The 16,256-nt window shown below is 70.7% G+C and carries 15 protein-coding genes; 2 read left to right on the top strand and 13 right to left on the bottom strand.

What is annotated here, in order from left to right:
- The 12 genes from secD to pgsA form a co-directional block, all read right to left on the bottom strand.
- The gene (gene secD / locus ACZ4SA_RS15450; protein WP_468274225.1) at positions 1-1,782 is read right to left on the bottom strand and encodes a protein translocase subunit SecD; all 1,782 of its coding nucleotides are present in this window, start codon (positions 1,780-1,782) and stop codon (positions 1-3) included.
- A 150-nt stretch (positions 1,783-1,932) separates the two neighbouring features.
- Complete coding sequence (gene yajC / locus ACZ4SA_RS15445; RefSeq protein ID WP_468274223.1) at positions 1,933-2,400, bottom strand: preprotein translocase subunit YajC; 468 nt, start codon at positions 2,398-2,400, stop codon at positions 1,933-1,935.
- Between the two features lie 173 nt (positions 2,401-2,573).
- Complete coding sequence (gene ruvB, locus ACZ4SA_RS15440) at positions 2,574-3,644, bottom strand: Holliday junction branch migration DNA helicase RuvB (protein ID WP_468274221.1); 1,071 nt, start codon at positions 3,642-3,644, stop codon at positions 2,574-2,576.
- A 285-nt stretch (positions 3,645-3,929) separates the two neighbouring features.
- Positions 3,930-4,538: a Holliday junction branch migration protein RuvA gene (ruvA, locus tag ACZ4SA_RS15435; protein ID WP_468274219.1), complete on the bottom strand. Its 609-nt coding sequence runs from the start codon at positions 4,536-4,538 to the stop codon at positions 3,930-3,932.
- Complete coding sequence (gene ruvC, locus ACZ4SA_RS15430) at positions 4,535-5,080, bottom strand: crossover junction endodeoxyribonuclease RuvC (protein WP_468274216.1); 546 nt, start codon at positions 5,078-5,080, stop codon at positions 4,535-4,537. The genes ruvA and ruvC overlap by 4 nt, the downstream gene beginning before the upstream one ends.
- A gap of 129 nt (positions 5,081-5,209) precedes the next feature.
- Positions 5,210-5,962, bottom strand: coding sequence for a YebC/PmpR family DNA-binding transcriptional regulator (locus tag ACZ4SA_RS15425; RefSeq protein WP_468274213.1), 753 nt, complete (start codon positions 5,960-5,962; stop codon positions 5,210-5,212).
- Positions 5,963-6,024: 62 nt separating this feature from the next.
- Positions 6,025-6,642 (bottom strand): pyridoxal 5'-phosphate synthase glutaminase subunit PdxT, encoded by a 618-nt coding sequence (gene pdxT, locus ACZ4SA_RS15420; protein ID WP_468274210.1) that lies wholly within the window; start codon positions 6,640-6,642, stop codon positions 6,025-6,027.
- Positions 6,642-7,550: a pyridoxal 5'-phosphate synthase lyase subunit PdxS gene (pdxS, locus tag ACZ4SA_RS15415; protein WP_403868095.1), complete on the bottom strand. Its 909-nt coding sequence runs from the start codon at positions 7,548-7,550 to the stop codon at positions 6,642-6,644. Before pdxS ends, pdxT begins: the two co-directional genes overlap by 1 nt.
- A gap of 96 nt (positions 7,551-7,646) precedes the next feature.
- Positions 7,647-8,141, bottom strand: a complete 495-nt coding sequence (locus ACZ4SA_RS15410) for a hypothetical protein (RefSeq protein WP_468274276.1) — start codon at positions 8,139-8,141, stop codon at positions 7,647-7,649.
- Between the two features lie 493 nt (positions 8,142-8,634).
- Complete coding sequence (locus ACZ4SA_RS15405; RefSeq protein WP_468274206.1) at positions 8,635-9,798, bottom strand: glycosyltransferase family 4 protein; 1,164 nt, start codon at positions 9,796-9,798, stop codon at positions 8,635-8,637.
- Positions 9,795-10,691 carry a phosphatidylinositol mannoside acyltransferase gene (locus ACZ4SA_RS15400; protein ID WP_468274204.1) on the bottom strand — a complete coding sequence of 299 codons (897 nt, stop codon included), beginning with the start codon at positions 10,689-10,691 and terminating at the stop codon, positions 9,795-9,797. The genes ACZ4SA_RS15405 and ACZ4SA_RS15400 overlap by 4 nt, the downstream gene beginning before the upstream one ends.
- Complete coding sequence (gene pgsA / locus ACZ4SA_RS15395) at positions 10,691-11,356, bottom strand: phosphatidylinositol phosphate synthase (protein WP_468274201.1); 666 nt, start codon at positions 11,354-11,356, stop codon at positions 10,691-10,693. Before pgsA ends, ACZ4SA_RS15400 begins: the two co-directional genes overlap by 1 nt.
- Positions 11,357-11,624: 268 nt before the next feature.
- Between pgsA and ACZ4SA_RS15390 the strand changes: the two genes are divergently transcribed.
- On the top strand, positions 11,625-13,832 hold the full coding sequence (locus ACZ4SA_RS15390; protein ID WP_468274198.1) for an elongation factor G-like protein EF-G2: 2,208 nt from the start codon (positions 11,625-11,627) through the stop codon (positions 13,830-13,832).
- A 178-nt stretch (positions 13,833-14,010) separates the two neighbouring features.
- Positions 14,011-15,666: a hypothetical protein gene (locus ACZ4SA_RS15385; protein ID WP_468274195.1), complete on the top strand. Its 1,656-nt coding sequence runs from the start codon at positions 14,011-14,013 to the stop codon at positions 15,664-15,666.
- A gap of 3 nt (positions 15,667-15,669) precedes the next feature.
- Here ACZ4SA_RS15385 and ACZ4SA_RS15380 read toward each other — a convergent pair whose 3' ends face one another.
- A complete protein-coding gene (locus ACZ4SA_RS15380) occupies positions 15,670-16,230 on the bottom strand; it encodes an HIT family protein (RefSeq protein ID WP_468274193.1) in 561 nt (186 codons plus the stop codon).
- Positions 16,231-16,256: the final 26 nt, after the last annotated feature.

Raw genomic sequence — 16,256 nt, 5'->3', positions numbered from 1 at the left:
TCACGCCTCCTTCGGGTCGGTCGTCGGGGCGGTGGTGCGGCGCGAACGCCGCAGCGGAGGCTTGGCGCCGAGCCGCTTCGGGTCGAGTCCGGACCACGGGTGGCCGTCGGAGAAGAACTTCCGGCGGGCCAGCATCGTCATCACCGGCTTGGTGAAGAGGAACACCACGACCACGTCGAGGAGGGTGGTGAGGCCCAGCGTGAACGCGAAGCCCTTGACCTTGCCGACGGTGACCGCGAAAAGCACCGCGGCGGCGAGGAACGACACGAAGTCGGAGACCAGGACGGTGCGGCGGGCACGCGGCCAGGCCCGCTCGACGGCCGGGCGCAGGGTGCGGCCTTCCCGGATCTCGTCCCGGATGCGTTCGAAGTAGACGATGAACGAGTCCGCCGTGATACCGATGGCGACGATCGCGCCGCAGACGGCCGGCAGGTTCAGCGCGAAGCCGATGGTAGGCCCGAGCAAGGTCATGATCGTGTACGTCAGGATCGCGGACGCGCCGAGGCTGAGCAGAGCGATCAGCGACAGACCGCGGTAGTAGACGACCAGGTAGATCACGACGAGGGCGAGACCGATCGCACCGGCGATCAGACCGGCCTTGAGCTGCTCGCCACCGAGGGCGGCAGTCACGGTGGTGACGCTGTCCTCCTCGAAGGACAGCGGCAGCGCGCCGTACGACAGGATGTTGCCCAGGTTCTGGGCGGACTCCTGGTCGAAGCTGCCGGTGATCTCGGCGCTGGCGCTCAGCGTCTGGTTGACCTGCGGGGCCGAGACCACTTCACCGTCGAGGACGATGGCGAACTGGTTCATCGGGGGCTGCTGCTGCGACAGACGGCTGGTGATCTTCTGGAACTTCTTGGCACCGGCGTCGGTGAAGTCCATCGTCACGATCCACATGCCGCGCTGCTGGTCGAGCTGGCCCTTGGCGTCGTCGACGTCCCTGCCGTCCACCTCGGCGGGACCAAGGATGTACTTCTCCCACTGGCCGGCGCTGTTCTCGCCGCAGGCAACGGTCGTGTCGGACGGCTTGACGTCGTCGCCGAGCTTGCCGCGGGCCTTGGGGTCGGTGCAGTCGAGAGCGGTGAACTGCTTCTCGAGCGCGCCGGTGGCGGGGTCGTCGGACGGCTTCGGCTCGGGGCTCTCACCCGGCTTGGGGCTCTCGGAGCCCTTCGGCTCCTCGGAGCCGGAAGGGCTCGGGCTCGCGGCGGGAGCCTTGAGGCCGTCGGTGACCGCGCGGCCCTGGGTGGTGGCGCTGGGCGAGGGGTTGCCGGACGGGGAGCCCGTCGGCGGGGTGGCCGTCTCCTTGCCCTTGTCCTCCTTCGCCTTGTCGCTGCCCGACGCACTCGGCGAGGGCTCCGGGGCGGCGGGGCCACCGGGTGCGACGGTCAGCACCGGCCGGAAGAACAGCTGGGCGGTGGTGCCGACCTGCTGCCGGGCCTGCTCCGAGTTCGTGCCCTTGGGGATGTTCACAATGATGTGGTTGTCACCCTGGGTCTGAACCTCGGCCTCGGAGACACCGAGACCGTTGACACGGCGCTCGATGATGCCGACCGCCGTGTTCATGTTTGTCTCGTTGACCGCGTCCTTCTGGCCGGGCAGGCTCTTGGCCTGGAGCGTGATGGACGTACCGCCCGCCAGGTCGATGCCCAGACGGGGCGTGAACTCGCCCGCTGCGAACATCCCGCCCGTGAGCGCGACCATGGCGATCAGGATCAGAGCCAGGGCACGCCCCGGCTTGCCCTGAGCCCCCGCGGGCCTTCGGCCCCTGTTCGGTGCTGCCACCTTCTCGTTTCTCCCTGTCCAACCGCCCACGGCGCCGGGTGTGCGCCCGTGACGGCCACGAAGTGTTGTGGGGACCTGCCCCCGCGATCAGTCGACACGCCACGGGACCGCCCGGCGCCTGCCCGGCGCCACCGCGGTCCCCGATCGTGACTACTTCGCGTCGGCCTCGCCGTCGGCCTTGCCGTCCTTGGGCTCGTCGGCCTTGTCGGTCTTCTTGCCGAGGTCGAGCTTGGCGTCGTCCGAGGAGACCGCGCCCTCGTCGACGTCCGCGGCGTCGGCGTCGGTCAGCGAGGAAGCGTCGTCCGGAACGGCCGGAGCGTCGGACTTGAGGTCGTCGTCGCCGTGGACGATGCGGTTGTACTCCTCGTCGGAGAGCACGGCGCCGATGGCGTTCTTCGCGAACACCAGGTGGACGCCGGGTGCGGCCTCGAGGAGGACCGTGTCGTCTGTGACCTCCTTGACGGTGGCATAAAGGCCCCCAATGGTCCGCACTCCGGTGCCGGGCTGCATCTGGTCGCGCATGTTGGCGGCAGCCTGCTGCTTCTTCTTGGCGGAGCGGGTCATCAGGAACATGGCCCCGATGAGCACGATGAAGGGGAGGAGGGTCAAGATATCCACGGGGGAATTCCTTCGCATGACCGCGTGAGCGAGCGGCCTGATCTACGGGGGTGGGCACGCCGACCTGTACGGGCGGCATCGGCGGAGTCTAAGCGAGTCCGCATCGATGGAACAACGCCCAGCATCCCACTGTGGTTCCTGGCCGGGCGAGTCTCCTCGCCGTCCCACCCCCGTCACGTCCCGAACAGACCCTGTTGTCCGCTTGCACCCTGCGCCTGCTGGGGCGGGGTCAAACCGAGGTGGGCCCACGCAGCGGGAGTGGCGATCCGGCCACGGGGTGTGCGTGCCAGCAGGCCCTCCCGTACGAGGAACGGCTCGGCGACCTCCTCGACGGTCTCGCGCTCCTCCCCCACCGCGACCGCGAGTGTCGACAAGCCGACCGGGCCGCCGCCGAACAGCTTCAGCAGCGCCTGGAGCACGGCGCGGTCGAGCCGGTCGAGACCACGGCTGTCCACCTCGTACACCTGCAGTGCCGCGGCGGCGATCTCCCGGTTGATCACTCCGTCGGCCTTCACCTGCGCGTAGTCCCGGACGCGGCGCAGCAGACGGTTGGCGATACGGGGCGTGCCGCGCGAACGGCCCGCGATCTCGGCGGCGCCGTCGGTGTCGACCTCCAGGTCGAGGAGCTGGGCTGAGCGGTGGATGACACGCTCGAGCTCGGCGGGCTCGTAGAACTCCATGTGCGCGGTGAAGCCGAAGCGGTCACGCAGCGGCGGCGGCAGCAGTCCGGCCCGCGTGGTGGCACCGACGAGGGTGAACGGGGGCAACTCCAGCGGGATGGCGGTGGCGCCCGGGCCCTTGCCGACGATCACGTCGACCCGGAAGTCCTCCATCGCCATGTACAGCATCTCCTCGGCGGGCCGGGACATGCGGTGGATCTCGTCCAGGAAGAGGACCTCGCCCTCCTGGAGGGAGGACAGGATCGCGGCCAGGTCGCCGGCGTGCTGGATGGCGGGGCCCGAGGTGATGCGGATCGGCGCGTTCATCTCCGACGCGATGATCATGGACAGGGTGGTCTTGCCGAGACCGGGCGCACCGGAGAGCAGGACGTGGTCGGCGGTGGCGCCACGGGCGAGTGCGGCCTTCAGCACGAGGTCCAGCTGCTCGCGGACGCGCTCCTGGCCGACGAACTCGGCGAGCGACTTGGGGCGCAGGGCCGCCTCGACGGCCTGGTCCTCGCCGTCGGCGGCACCGCCGACCAGCCGTGGTTCCGCCTCGGCGGTGGTCTCGTCGTCCCAGTTCACGTGGTGTCTGCCTTCTCGGTTCGTACGGTTGTCGGCGGGCGGGGGCGCGGCCGCTGCGTGGGGCGTGGTCCCCCACCCTCCCCCAACGGCCTGACGGCCGTGGGAGGCACCCCACCCCGATACCGGAGGCGGGCCCCGGACCCGGACCTGGCTTCGTGCAGTGCCCTCGATCTCCCCTACGGCCCGGCGGCCGCGGGAGGGACCCGGCGGGCTGCGTACGCGGCGTCGGAGGTGCGGGGCCCGGGTCGACGCTCCCCCGGCGCAAGGTCTCCCCGCGGGGACACCTCAGCGTGCCCGGTTCAGGGTCTGGAGCGCCGCCCGCAGCAGCGGCCCCACCTCCGGTGCCGCGCCCATCGTCTCCGCCTGCGGCGCCACCGCCGTGACCGCCTCGTCCGCCTCGCGCGTCGCATAGCCGAGGCCGATCAGCGCGGCGTGGAGCTGGTCGCGCCAGGACTGGCTGACCGGAGCACCGACCCCGGGGCTCGCGCCGAGCGGCTCGCCGAGGCGGTCCTTCAGCTCCAGCAGCAGCTTCTGGGCGCCCTTCCTGCCGATGCCGGGCACCGCGGTCAACGCCTTCTCGTCGCCGGTGGCGACGGCGATCCGCAGGGCGTCGGGGCTGTGCACCGCGAGCATGGCCTGGGCGAGCCGCGGCCCGACCCCGCTGGCGGTCTGCAGCAGCTCGAACACCTGGCGTTCGTCGTCGTCCGCGAAGCCGTACAGGGTGAGCGAGTCCTCCCGCACGACCAGCGAGGTGGCGAGCTTTGCGGCCTGGCCGATGCGCAGCTCCGACAGGGTGTTCGGTGTGCACTGGAGGGCCATGCCGATGCCGCCGACCTCGATCACGGCCGTGGTCGGGGCGAGCGCGGCGACGGGGCCGCTCACGAAGGCGATCATGCGGTGCGGCCTTTCGATGCGTACGTCGACGAGCGGTGCGCGGCGACGGCCTGCTGGAGTCGGTTCCGGGCGGGGGCCCGCCAGATGTGACAGATGGCGAGGGCCAGCGCGTCGGCGGCGTCGGCCGGCTTGGGCGGGGCGTCGAGCCGCAGCAGCCGCGTCACCATCGCCCCCACCTGTGCCTTGTCGGCCCGGCCGTTGCCGCTGACGGCGGCCTTGACCTCGCTCGGGGTGTGCAGGGCCACGGGGATGCCGCGGCGGGACGCGCAGAGCATGGCGACGGCGCTGGCCTGGGCCGTGCCCATCACCGTGCGGACGTTGTGCTGGCTGAAGACCCGCTCCACGGCGACGAATTGGGGCCGGTGCTCGTCGAGCCACTGCTCGATGCCCTGCTCGATGGCGACCAGCCGGATGCCCAGCTCGGCGTCGGCCGGGCTTCGCACGACCCCCACGCCGAGCATGGTCAGCGGCCGGCCTGCCACGCCCTCGACGACGCCCACGCCGCACCGGGTCAGCCCCGGGTCCACCCCCAGCACGCGCACGCCACCACATCCTTCGCTCAACTGTTTGTGCAGGCTATCGGCTGCCACTGACATCGCGCGCGACGCACGGACGGGCCGACCGGGAGCGTGTCCCCGTCGGCCCGTCGTGTACGCCGATTTGAGTGGGCGTCAGGCGTCGACCTTCTCCATGACCTCGTCCGAGACGTCGAAGTTGGCGAAGACGTTCTGCACGTCGTCGCTGTCCTCGAGCGCGTCGATGAGCTTGAAGATCTTGCGCGCGCCCTCCTCGTCCAGCTCGACCTGCATGGTCGGGACGAAGTTGGCCTCGGCGGAGTCGTAGTCGATGCCGCCGTCCTGGAGGGCGGTGCGGACCGCGACCAGGTCGGTGGCCTCGCTGAGCACCTCGAAGGAGTCACCGAGGTCGTTGACCTCCTCCGCGCCGGCGTCGAGGACGGCTCCGAGGACGTCGTCCTCGGTGAGCTCGCCCTTGGGGACGATGACGACACCCTTGCGGTTGAAGAGGTACGACACCGAGCCCGGGTCGGCCATGGACCCGCCGTTGCGGGTCATGGCGACGCGCACGTCGGAGGCGGCGCGGTTGCGGTTGTCGGTGAGGCACTCGATGAGCACCGCGACACCGTTCGGCCCGTAACCCTCGTACATGATGGTCTCGTAGTCGACGCCGCCGGCCTCGAGACCGCCACCTCGCTTGACCGCGGAGTCGATGTTCTTGTTCGGCACCGAGCTCTTCTTGGCCTTCTGGATGGCGTCGAAGAGGGTCGGGTTGCCGTCCACGTCCGCACCGCCGGTGCGGGCCGCAACCTCGATGTTCTTGATCAGCTTCGCGAAGAGCTTGCCGCGCTTGGCATCGATCACGGCCTTCTTGTGCTTCGTCGTAGCCCATTTAGAGTGGCCGGACATCTGCCTGTCTCCTTCGCGTAACCCTTTACTGAACGAACCCCAGAGATCCTACCGGGATCCCTTCAGGCCGCTGCGCGCACCATGTCCACGAAAAGGCCGTGGACGCGGTGGTCGCCGGTCAGTTCCGGGTGGAAGGAGGTCGCGAGGACGGTGCCCTGCCGCACGGCCACGATGTGGCCGCCGTACTCCGCGAGGACCTCGACCTCCGCGCCGACCGACTCGACCCACGGCGCGCGGATGAAGACGCCCTCCACGGGGGCACCCTCGACGCCCTTCAGTTCGACGGCCGCCTCGAAGGACTCGTTCTGCCGCCCGAAGGCATTACGACGGACGATCATGTCGATGCCGCCGAACGTCTCCTGGCCCGACCGCGGGTCGAGGATCTTGTCAGCGAGCATGATCAGCCCGGCGCAGGTGCCGTACACCGGCATGCCCGCGCGCAGCCGCTCGCGCAGCGGCTCCATCATGCCGAACAGAACCGCCAGCTTGGAGATGGTGGTGGACTCGCCACCCGGGATCACCAGGGCGTCGACCTCTGCCAGCTCCTCGGGGCGCCGGACCGGCCTGGCCACGGCATCGGCCGCGGCCAGGGCGATCAGATGCTCCCGTACGTCGCCCTGGAGCGCCAGGACGCCGATCACGGGGGAAGCCTCCGCCGAAGGCAGGTGGTGCGTGGTCATTACCAGCCTCGGTTGGCGTAGCGCTCGGCCTCGGGGAGCGTGTCGCAGTTGATGCCGACCATGGCCTCGCCCAGGTTGCGGGAGGCGTCCGCGATGATCTTCGGGTCGTCGAAGAAGGTCGTGGCCCGCACGATGGCCGCGGCACGCTTGGCCGGGTCGCCCGACTTGAAGATGCCGGAGCCGACGAAGACACCCTCGGCACCGAGCTGGCGCATCAGCGCGGCGTCCGCGGGGGTGGCCACACCGCCGGCGGAGAACAGCACGACCGGCAGCTTGCCGAGCTCGGAGACCTCCTTGACGAGCTCGTAGGGGGCGCGCAGCTCCTTTGCGGCGGCGTACAGCTCGTTGTTGTCGAAGCCGCGCAGCTTGGCGATCTCGTTCTTGATCTGACGCAGGTGGCGGACGGCCTCGACGACGTTGCCCGTGCCGGCCTCGCCCTTGGAGCGGATCATTGCCGCGCCCTCGGCGATACGGCGCAGGGCCTCACCCAGGTTGGTGGCGCCGCACACGAACGGGGTCGTGAACGCCCACTTGTCGCTGTGGTTGACCTCGTCGGCCGGGGTCAGCACCTCGGATTCGTCGATGTAGTCCACGCCGAGGCTCTGCAGCACCTGGGCCTCGACGAAGTGGCCGATGCGGGACTTGGCCATGACCGGGATGGAGACCGCTTCGATGATCTCCTCGATCATGTTCGGGTCGGACATCCGCGCCACGCCGCCGTCCTTGCGGATGTCGGCGGGCACGCGCTCCAGGGCCATGACGGCGACGGCGCCCGCGTCCTCGGCGATCTTCGCCTGCTCGGCGTCGACCACGTCCATGATCACGCCGCCCTTGAGCTGCTCGGCCATGCCGCGCTTCACGCGCGCGGTGCCGGTCTCGGGGGTCTGCGGGGTGGGGGTGCTGGACACGGGGACCTCACTTGATGACGACGTTGTGATGCGTCACCGATGGAACCCCCGCCGACCAGGCCACTGCAAGGGCCAATGGACACCCGGTGGATCGTTTTAGCCGGGCCTGTCCGCGAGCGCCGCCGGCGGCTCGTCGTCCATCTCGAAGGCCAGCGGGAACGGAGCATGGCCCGCGAGCCGGAACCAGCGGACCTTCCGGTGCCGCCGCAGCGCCCGCGCGGCGCGCACGGCGTCGTTGTGGAACCGCCGCGCCATGGGCACGCGGCGCACGGCCTGTGCGAGCTCCTCCGCGGCTTCCTCGCCGCCCGGAACCTGCCGCACCGCCTCGACCTGCTCGCTCTCCCCGAACACGGCCCGCAGCGCCGCGCTCAACTCGCTCTCCGCGACCTCTCGTTGCTCCTCCTCCGCCTGACGGGCGTCATGGGCGGCCTCGTACAGCACGATCGACGCGGCGGGATCGAGTACGCCGGAGGTGGCGAGCTCCTGCGCGACCGAGGCCCGCCGCAGCAACTGCGCGTCGAGGGCGGCACGGGCCGCGTCGATCCGGGCGTGCAACCGGTCGAGCCGGCCGGCGGTCCAGCTGAGGTACATGCCGATGGCGACGAGGGCGACGACGATCCAGATCAGGGTGCTCACGGGCGGTAAGGCTACCGGTGCGGTCCGCGGGTGCTGGCGTGGCCACTACCCGGGGCCGCTACCCCGCCCCCGGCCCCTCCGGCCTGGCGGCCGTGGGGGACCCCAGACCGGGGGCACCGCTGAGGCAGGGGCTTCGCGGAGCGAAATCGGGCCCGTCCGCGTCCACCCCTACGCCTGGCGGCGTGGGAGACACCCACGGGCCGCCCGGCGACAAGTGGAGAGGGAGGACGGACACGGCGCGAAGGGCGGTACCGGATCCGGGTGTTGCCCGGCCCGGGAACCGGCGCGGCGAGAGCCTCGACGCTGCTGCCGAGTGCGAGTGGGGCCGCCACGGCCACAAGACCGCAGAAGCCGGGCCGGGCCACCACGCCCGCCAAGCCGCAGGGGGCCGGGCCACCACGCCCGCAAGGCCGCAGAAGCCGCGGCGGGGAGCAAGCCCCCGCAGGCGTCATCCCGAGCGGGCCGGGCCGAAGCGCGCCCGGAAGCCCTGGCGTTCGTCCGTCGCGACCGACGCCGCCCCGTCCGTCACCGTCTCGTACACGGCCAGGATGTCCGCCCCCACCGTCGACCAGTCGAACCGCCGCACATGCGCGCTGCCCCGCACCCGCAGCTCTGCCCGGCGTTCGGGGTCCCGCAGCAGGCGGATCGCCGCGGCGGCCAGCGCGCCCGAGTCCTCGTTGGCGAACAGCTCGCCCGCCGCCCCCTGGTCGAGGACCTGGGCGAACGCGTCCAGGTCGGAGGCGAGCACCGGCGCGCCCGCCGACATCGCCTCGACGAGGATGATGCCGAAGCTCTCACCGCCGGTGTTGGGCGCCACGTACACGTCGACGCTGCGCAGCAGTCGCGCCTTGTCCTCGTCGCTGACCATGCCGAGGAACTCGACGCGCCGGCGCATGTCGACCGGCAGGGAGGCCACGGCCTCCTCCTCGTCGCCGCGTCCCGCGACGAGCAGCCGGGTGTCCGGGCACTCTTCCAGGATCGCGGGGAGTGCCTTCATCAGCACCGGCAGTCCCTTGCGGGGCTCGTCGATCCGGCCGATGAAGCCGATCGTGTTGCCCTGCCATTCCTTCTTCGCCTCCGCCTTCTCGAAGAAGGAGACGTCGACGCCGTTGGGGATGACGACGGCATCGCCGCCGAGATGCTCGACGAGGGTGCGCCGCGCGTACTCGCTGACCGCGATGCGGGCGCTGATCTTCTCCAGGGCGGGCTGCAGGATCGGATACGCGGCGATCATGGCCCGTGAGCGCGGGTTCGACGTGTGGAAGGTGGCCACGATCGGTCCCTGCGCCGCCCAGCAGGACAGCAGTCCCAGCGACGGCGAGGCGGGCTCATGGATGTGGATCACGTCGAAGGTGCCGTCGTGCAGCCACCGCCGCACCCGGGCCGCGGAGAGGAAGCCGAAGTTCAGGCGCGCCACGGAGCCGTTGTACGGGACGGGCACGGCCCGGCCCGCGGAGACGACGTACGGCGGCAACGGCGTCTCGTCGTCGGCCGGGGCCAGCACGGACACGTCGTGGCCGAGCCGGATCAGATGGTCGGCGAGATCCCTGATGTGGAACTGCACGCCCCCCGGCACATCCCAGGAGTACGGACAGACGATGCCGATCTTCACGTCCTGCGCTCCTCGAGATCGGCGAGCCACAGCCGCTGCAACATGTGCCAGTCCTCCGGGTGTTCGGCGATACCAGCGGCGTAGGCATCGGCCAGCGCCTGTGTCATGGAGGAGGTCTTCTCGGCGCGTGTACCTGTCTCAGGGACCTCGACGGGCGCGTGGACGCGCCCGTGCATCATCGGTTCCTCGCCGTACCAGAGAGTCACGGGCAGCAGCAGCGCCCCGGTCTGCTGTGCGAGCAGCGCCGGGCCCGCCGGCATGCGTGCGCTCTCGCCGAAGTACTTGACCTCGACGCCGGACGCCGACAGGTCGCGGTCGGCGACCAGACAGACCAGGCCCCCGGAGCGCAGCCGGCGCGCGAGGGTACCGAAGGCGGCGCCGCCCGAGTGCGGCAGCACCTCCATGCCGAGGCTCTCGCGGTAGGCGACGAACCGGTCGTACAGCGACTCGGGCCGCAGACGCTCGGCGACCGTCGTGAACGGCACGCCCAGGGACCTGGTCGCCCACACACCCGCGAGGTCCCAGTTGGCCAGGTGAGGCAGCGCGAGGATCACACCCCGCCCGGAGGCGAGGCCGTCGGTCAGGCGGTGCACGTCCTGGATCTCGACGCTGCGTGCGACCTGCTCCTGGCTCCAGGCGGGCAGCCGGAACGACTCCATCCAGTACCGCATGTACGAGCGCATTCCGGCCTTGGACAGTTCCGCGAGCCGCTCGGGACCCGCGTCGGGCACCACCCTGGCGAGGTTGGACTCCAGCCGCAGCACACCCTTGCCGCGCCGCTTCCAGGCGGTGTCGGCGATGGTCCGGCCGAGCCTGGCCGCAGCCGGCTCCGGCAGCTTCTTGACGGCGCTCCAGCCCAGTCCGTAGAGCGCGTCGGTCAGTTTGTCCCGCATCACGCTGCCCCCGCCCCGGGCTCTTGCGACGCGGCCGCGTCCGCCTCTGCCGACTCGCGCCGCACTGTCACCACCCGCTGCCCCAGTGTCACCAGGCTGCCGACGGCCACGATCCACAGCGCGATGGGCAGCAGGACGTTGATGCCGGGCACGCCGAATGCGTGCAGTCCGGCGAGCCCTGCGGCCACCAGCGAGATCACGAGCCGCTCAGCACGCTCGACGAGCCCGTTGACGGCGACCGGCAGGCCGATCGATTCTCCGCGCGCCTTGGTGTACGAGACGACCTGGCCACTCGCGAGACAGAAGATCGCGACCGCGCACAGCACGTTGTCGTCGCCCCCGCCCGCGTACCAGAGGGCGAACCCGCCGAAGATCGCTGCGTCGGCGACCCGGTCGAGCGTCGAGTCGAGGAAGGCGCCCCACCGGCTGGAAATCCCCGCTTGACGTGCCATGTTGCCGTCGACGAGGTCGGAGAAGACGAACAGCGTGATGACGATCGTGCCCCAGAAGAACTCCCCACGGGGGAAGAAGACCAGCGCTCCCGCCATCACTCCGGCCGTGCCGATGAGGGTGACCGCGTCCGGGCTGACCCCGCGGCGGAGCAGAAACGCGGCGAACGGTGTGAGGACACGCGTGAAAAATGCACGCGCGTACTTGTTCAGCATGGCCTTCCCGAGGGTCCGGTGTGCCGCGTGGCCCCTACGGCCACCGGCTGGCCCATCGTAGCCACGACCGCAGCACCGCAGCGCCGGGCACCCGTCCGGGGAGGCGGCGTCCGACGTATGGACGCACGGTGACGGGAGTGGAAAGCTCGAAAGACCACCGCGGGCATCGCCGGAGCTGCCCCGGACGACCCCTGAGGGAAGCCCTCACCGCTCCCCGCGCTCCCGCGGATCCCCCTCCTCGCCGTGCAATCGATCGGGAGGCAAGATCATGGGCGACAAGGCACATGCACACCCCGGAGCCGCCGGCAGAGCAGTAACGGCCGACCACCCCGCATCCGTACGGAATGTGGTGCTGGTCGGCCACAGCGGATCCGGCAAGACGACCCTGGTCGAGGCGCTGGCTCTGGCCGCGGGAGCGGTCAACCGGGCAGGCCGGGTCGAGGACGGCGCGACGCTCTCCGACCACGACGAGATCGAGCACCGCCAGCAACGCTCCGTACAGCTCTCCCTCGTCCCCCTGGAATGGGGCGGGTGCAAGATCAACCTGCTGGACACCCCCGGATACGCCGACTTCGTCGGTGAGCTCAGGGCCGGTCTGCGAGCCGCGGACGCGGCCCTCTTCGTCGTGTCCGCCGCACAGGAGGCCGATGCCGTGGCCGGCGCCACCCGCGCGGTCTGGGAGGAGTGCGCGGCGGTCGGCATGCCCCGCGCGATCGTCGTGACCCACCTGGAGACCGCGCGGACCGGCTTCGACGAACTCACCGCCGTCTGCGCCGGCATCTTCGGCGGCGACGACCCCGACGCCGTACTGCCGCTCTACCTGCCGCAGTACGGCCCACAGCACGCCGACGGGCACGCGCCGGTCACCGGCCTGGTCGGCCTGCTCAGCCAGACGATCTTCGACTACTCCTCGGGCGAACGGAAGGAAACCCCGCCGGACCCCGCCCAGACGCCCCGCATCGACGAGGCCCGCAACCGTCTGATCGAAGGGATCATCGCCGAGAGCGAGGACGAGACCCTCATGGACCGCTACCTCGGCGGTGAGGAGATCGACCTCAAAACCCTCATCGGCGACCTGGAGAAGGCCGTCGCCCGCGGCACCTTCCACCCGGTCCTCGCCGCCGCCCCCGCCGGCAACGGCTCCAAGCAGGGCCTCGGCACCGTCGAACTGCTGGAGCTCATCACCGGCGGCTTCCCCACGCCGCTCGAACCCCCGGCGCCCGCCGTCACCTCTCCCGACGGCCTGCCGCGCCCGCAGATCAGCTGCGACCCAGCCGGTCCCCTCGTCGCCGAGGTCGTCAAGACCGCCTCCGACCCCTACGTCGGCCGGATCTCGCTCGTCCGGGTCTTCTCAGGAACCATCCGCCCCGACGAGACGGTGCACGTGTCCGGGCACGGCCTTGCCGACCGCGGCCACGAGGACCACGACGTCGACGAACGCGTCGGCGCCCTGTCCGCCCCCTTCGGCAAACAGCAGCGCCCGCTCCCGCATGTGATCGCCGGCGACCTGGCCTGCGTCGCGAAGCTGTCCCGCGCCGAGACCGGAGACACGCTGTCCGCCAAGGACAACCCGCTCCTCATGGAGCCATGGGCCATGCCCGACCCACTGCTGCCGCTGGCCATCCAGGCCCACAGCAAGGCGGACGAGGACCGGCTCTCCCAGGGGCTCGCACGCCTGGTGGCCGAGGACCCCACCATGCGGCTCGAACAGAACCAGGCCACCCACCAGGTCGTCCTGTGGTGCCTGGGCGAGGCACACGCCGATGTCGCTCTCGAACGGCTGCGCAGCCGCTACGGCGTGCAGGTGGACGTCGTCCCGCACAAGGTGTCGCTGCGCGAGACCTTCGCCGACGGCTCCGCGGGCCGCGGCCGTCACGTCAAACAGTCCGGCGGGCACGGCCAGTACGCGATCTGCGAGATCGACGTGGAACCGCTGCCGCCCGGCTCCGGCATCGAGTTCGTCGACAAGGTCGTCGGCGGGGCGGTGCCGCGCCAGTTCATCCCGTCCGTGGAGAAGGGCGTACGCGCCCAGGCCGCCCGCGGTGTCGCGGCCGGCTACCCCCTCGTCGACGTACGGGTCACCCTCAGGGACGGCAAGGCCCACTCCGTGGACTCCTCCGACGCCGCCTTCCAGACCGCCGGCGCCCTCGCCCTGCGCGAAGCCGCCGCCGACGCCCGCATCAATCTGCTCGAGCCCGTCGCCGAACTGCAGGTGCTCGTCTCTGACGAGTACGTGGGAGCGGTGATGAGCGACCTGTCGGGCCGCCGCGGCAGAGTCGTCGGCACCGAACAGGTCAGCGGGTCTCGCACCCTGGTCCGAGCGGAGGTGCCGGAGATCGAGATCGGCAGGTACGCGGTGGACATCCGCTCCCTCTCCCACGGCACCGGGCAGTTCAGCCGCTGTTACGCACGCCATGAGGCCATGCCCCAGCAGGTCGCCGACAGAATGCGCGAACAGGCCGCGGCCACCGCCTAGTTGTGTCCGCCGCCCGCCCGGACCCTCCGCGGCGGGCGGCGGCCCCACGCCCACTGACGCGACGGCCACAGCCTCGATACGCTGGGCAACGAACCGGGCGGCCCAGTTCAGAAGGTGTGCCGGGCACGGTAGTTGGGAACAGGCCGCAGAGCGGAAGCGCGCGGCGATGGGGGCGGTAGTGGCGAACGACGCATTCGATTTCACCCCCGGGGCTCAGGTCCCGCTCATGGGGTCGGCCGGACAGACCGCGGCGACGCATGCGCTCGCGTCGGCCGCGTACCGGGACAGCGAGCTCAAGGAGATCCTCAAGGCCAACAGCGAGTGGCACAAATCCGAGGTGAAGCCGGGCAAGCTCTCGCTCCTGGAGCCCAATCTCGGAGAAGCCTTCGCCAGAGCCGTCCAGGTCCGCATGCTGGGCGGCGCCCGCGCGCCCCTGGTCCAGTCCTTCGGCACGGAGCCCCAGGCCGTCGTCGAGCACTGCCTCGCCGCCACCCGCCTGCGCCGCGAACGCGACAGCAGACTCACCACCGTCATGGGCCTGTGCGGACTGCTCTTCCTGCCGGGACTACTCCTGTGGCTGGGCGTCTTCCAGCTCCGCCGCACCCTCGCCGGCTCGCAGAACAGGACCGCCGGAGCGATCGGCAGCCTGCTGCTGGTGGCCATCGGGATCCTGGTCGTGCTCTTCCTCGTCCGCCTCCCCTTCGGCGGCTTCTGGGCGTACTACGTCCGGGCCATGCTCATCGCTCCGGTCATCGGCTGGTTCCTGGCCAAACGCATCTGCGAGTCCTCCGCCAAGGACATGCGTGCCCGCTGGGACGCTCTGCTGTCGGGCGGCGGCATCGGCGCCAAGGTGCCGGAGGCCGTCCCCGGGAACCCGGGCGACGCCGCCCGTGAGCAGCTCCGCCAGGGCCTCGAGAAACTCACCGCGGAGCAGCGGTCCAACGTCGTCTTCTACGCCGGCCCCAAGGGCATACTCGGCATGGGAACCCGCTGGGGCAGCTGGCAGATGGCGGAGGAACTCGTCTCCGACGACCCCGGCAAGGAGATCAACCAGTTCCGCAGCTGGGACGTCATCAGGGCCATCCACGACAAGCTCAAGCTCCTGGAGCGCGGCCCGCTCAACTCGGGCGGCTTCCCCGCGCCCTCGGTCACGCACTGGATCGTCTCCCCCGTCGGCGAGAACGCCGGCGCCGTCGCCCGGCCCGAGGGCCAGGAGGTCGAGACCTTCCAGATCAAGGGCCACGAGATACAGCGCATCTGCAACCACCAGCAGTTCGGCAGCGGAAACCGCCACTACCTGGGCGTGCAGTTCACCCTCTGGGACGGACAGCTGGTCATCACCATGATGATCACCGTGACCGTGCTCCACGAGACCCTGCGCCTCGAGGTCACCGGCCACGCACTCGGCCCGGTCCACTCCCTCTTCACCACGAAGCCGGAGCCCAAGACCGTCACGGTCAGCAAGACCTTCCGGTTCTGGGAGACCGTCGACCGCGTGCTGCCCCTCGTCGAGGCACGGGAGGTCGTACGGCTCGCCGCGCGCGCCCCGTTCACCTGGTATCCGCCGCTGCTCGACTACCTCGGCGGCAAGCTGGTGCTCCCCGAGCCCTTCGGCCTGCGGCACGCCTGGGCGGAGAAGCCGTGGCGGCACCGGTTCATGGCGGACGACGCCATGCGCGCGGCCACGCCCGTACTGCGCGTGGCCCACGCGGCCGCCATGAAAGTGCTCGAGGACAACGGCGTCGACACGGAACGCTTCAACAACCGCGCCTCCGTGGTCAGCACCTTCGTCCAGGACCCCAGCCCGCGCAAGGCGGACGTCTACGACGCGTAGGCCTTACGCGGGCCAGGCCTCCGCGAGCATTTTGCGGGTGTCGCCGAGCAGTTGCGGCAACACCTTGGTGTTGCCCACGACCGGCATGAAATTGGTGTCGCCGCCCCAGCGGGGCACGATGTGCTGGTGCAGGTGGGCGGCGATACCGGCACCGGCGGCGGAGCCCTGGTTGAGGCCCACATTGAATCCGTGCGCACCGGAGGCCGTACGCAGGGCTGTCATGGCGCGCTTGGTGAACTCGGCCAGCTCAAGGGTCTCGGCGTCATCCAGATCCGTGTAGTCGGCGACGTGCCGGAACGGAACGATCATGGTATGGCCGCCGTTGTACGGGTAGAGATTGAGCACGGCATACACGCGTTCGCCGCGGGCGATGACCAGACCGTCCTCGTCGGACTTCGCCGGGATCGAGCAGAACGGGCAGCCGTCGCCCGAGCCCGGGCCGGTGGGCTTGTTCTCACCCTGGATGTACGCCATCCGATGAGGCGTCCACAGTCGCTGGAACGCGTCCGGCGTCCCGACCCCGATCTGCTGCTCCGGCTGCTCTGTCGTCATGCGGGCCAGCATATTCGGCCTGGGTGGAGGCATGCTGC

The sequence above is a fragment of the Streptomyces sp. NPDC027962 genome (assembly GCF_055566095.1).
Note: the sequence above shows the minus strand (reverse complement) of the source record. Positions and strands in the feature narration are given on the sequence as shown.

Bases quoted from the DNA above. Each gene is read 5' to 3' on its own strand.
- ACZ4SA_RS15390 (WP_468274198.1), top strand. From the start codon at position 11,625: ATGGGCGACAAGGCACATGCACACCCCGGAGCCGCCGGCAGAGCAGTA.
- ACZ4SA_RS15410 (WP_468274276.1), bottom strand. From the start codon at position 8,141: ATGTACCTCAGCTGGACCGCCGGCCGGCTCGACCGGTTGCACGCCCGG.
- ACZ4SA_RS15425 (WP_468274213.1), bottom strand. From the start codon at position 5,962: ATGTCCGGCCACTCTAAATGGGCTACGACGAAGCACAAGAAGGCCGTG.
- pgsA (WP_468274201.1), bottom strand. From the start codon at position 11,356: ATGCTGAACAAGTACGCGCGTGCATTTTTCACGCGTGTCCTCACACCG.
- pdxT (WP_468274210.1), bottom strand. From the start codon at position 6,642: ATGACCACGCACCACCTGCCTTCGGCGGAGGCTTCCCCCGTGATCGGC.
- ruvA (WP_468274219.1), bottom strand. From the start codon at position 4,538: ATGATCGCCTTCGTGAGCGGCCCCGTCGCCGCGCTCGCCCCGACCACG.
- ACZ4SA_RS15380 (WP_468274193.1), bottom strand. From the start codon at position 16,230: ATGCTGGCCCGCATGACGACAGAGCAGCCGGAGCAGCAGATCGGGGTC.
- ACZ4SA_RS15400 (WP_468274204.1), bottom strand. From the start codon at position 10,691: ATGCGGGACAAACTGACCGACGCGCTCTACGGACTGGGCTGGAGCGCC.